Consider the following 1,781-nt stretch of genomic DNA (forward strand, 5'->3'; position numbering starts at 1 on the left):
CCCGCTGCCCGCTGCCCGCTGCCCGCTGCCCGCTGCCCCGTCAGTCCCGCCAGACGTAGTCGAACAGGAGGAACGAGGCCGAAACCAGAAGACCCGCGTAGGCCGCGAGCAGGACGAGGTTGCCCTGGGCCGCCGCCCACGCCCCGGTCGGCGCGCCCGCCGCGAGCTCCGTCAGCTCCACGGCCGGGATCAAGACGGGGACCACGAGCGGGAACGCGAGGACGGGCAGGAGCGGGCCGGCCGCCTGCGACCGCGCCACGATGGCCGAGAGCAGCGTCGTCGCCGCGGCCAGACCGAGGGCGCCCAGCGCGAGCGCCGCCGCGAGCACGGCCGGCGCCCCGAGCGGCGTGGGCACGAGGACGCGGAAGCCCAGTGCGGCCACGGCCCCCAGCGCCGCCATCAGGGCCACGTTGAACGCGAGCTTGCCGGCGTAGACCTGGCTCGGGCGGAGGTGGAGCTGGAGGAGCAGCGACGTCCCCCGCTCCTCCTCGGCCACGAACGCCCGCCCCAGCCCGACGGCCGCCGCGAACACGACGACCACCCACAGCAGCGCCGCCGCGACGGACACCGACGGCGCCCCGCGCCCCAGCGCCACGCGCACAAGCACGAGCGAGGCGGCCACGAACATGCCCAGCGCGCCCAGCGCGACGCGCGTGCGGAGCTCGAGGCGGGCGTCGTTGGCGACGACGGCCCAGGCGCCGGCCAGCCAGTTCACAGGGCGGGGTGGGGGAACGGGGGAGGGGAGCGGAGGATAGCACGGGTCCGCCCCGCCCTCGGGGTCCGCCCTTTGGATCCGCCCTCGGGATCTGCCCCACCTTCCCCCACCTGCCCGTGCCGGAGTCGACCGCCCCCGCCCCGTTCCGCGACCGCCTCGTCGGCGCCCTCCTCGGCTCCGCCGTCGGTGACGCGCTGGGGATGCCCGTCGAGGGCCTCAGCCACCAGAACGTCCGCACCTACTACAAGGGCATCAAGGAGATGCGGGCTGACGAGAAGCGCGGCGACCTCGACGCCGGCCAGTGGACGGCCGACACGCAGCGCGCCCGCGCCCTCACGCGCGCGCTCGCGACGGCCGCGCCGGACAGCCCCGAGGAGGTCCGCACCACCCTCGCGCTCCCCGGCGACGACGCCCGGCGGGGCGGGGTGGTGAGCCCGTCGAGCGCGCTCGCGGCCTGCGCCGCCCCGCTCGGCGTGCAGGCCCGGCTCCGCGGCTTGAAAGACCTCGCGAGCGCCCGGTGGGCCGCGCTCCTCCTGCGCGACGTCGACCCCAGCCCGGTCGCCCACGTCGCCGCCGCGGCCCAGATCGCGGCCGTCCGCACGTGCCTGGACAAGGACCCCGAATCGCTCACGGGCGCGCAGATCCTGGACGCTGCGCTGAGCGCGGCCCGCGACTCCGAGCGGCTGCTCAGCGCCGACGACCGCGTGTCGAAGCGGCTCGACGCGCTCCGCGGCCACCTCGGCGAGACTCCGCTCGACCTCCAGGACCTTTGCAACGGGACCGGCTCGGCGGCCGACGAGGCGTTCCCGTTCGCCGTCGCGATGGTGGCGCGCAGCCCCGAGCTCGTCGAGCCTACGTTCCTCGCCGCCGTCAACGTAGGCGGCGACGCGGCGGCGGTCGGGGCGTGCGTCGGCGCCCTCGTCGGCGCGCTTCACGGCGCGCGCGCCCTCCCCGCCCCCTGGCTCGATGCGCTCGAAGACGCCGATGCCATCCGCGCCGAGGCGGAGGCTTTGGTGACGGCGCTGGGGGAGTAGAGCAGGTAGAGCAGGTAGAGCAGGTAGAGCAG

Annotated in this window: 2 protein-coding genes; one reads left to right on the forward strand and one right to left on the reverse strand. The window is 76.5% G+C overall.

Annotation, left to right across the window (positions count from 1 at the left end):
- Nucleotides 1–40 precede the first annotated feature (40 nt).
- Entirely contained in the window at nucleotides 41–715 is a 675-nt protein-coding gene (locus tag RM540_RS16230; RefSeq protein WP_311666058.1) for a heme exporter protein CcmB, read from the reverse strand.
- 116 nt (nucleotides 716–831) lie between these two features.
- On the opposite strand from RM540_RS16230, the gene RM540_RS16235 reads away from it, so the two are divergent.
- Complete coding sequence (locus tag RM540_RS16235; RefSeq protein ID WP_311666060.1) at nucleotides 832–1,749, forward strand: ADP-ribosylglycohydrolase family protein; 918 nt, start codon at nucleotides 832–834, stop codon at nucleotides 1,747–1,749.
- Nucleotides 1,750–1,781: the final 32 nt, after the last annotated feature.

Origin of the sequence: Rubrivirga litoralis (assembly GCF_031846415.1) — a bacterium.
Taxonomy (GTDB): Bacteria; Bacteroidota; Rhodothermia; order Rhodothermales; family Rubricoccaceae; genus Rubrivirga; species Rubrivirga litoralis.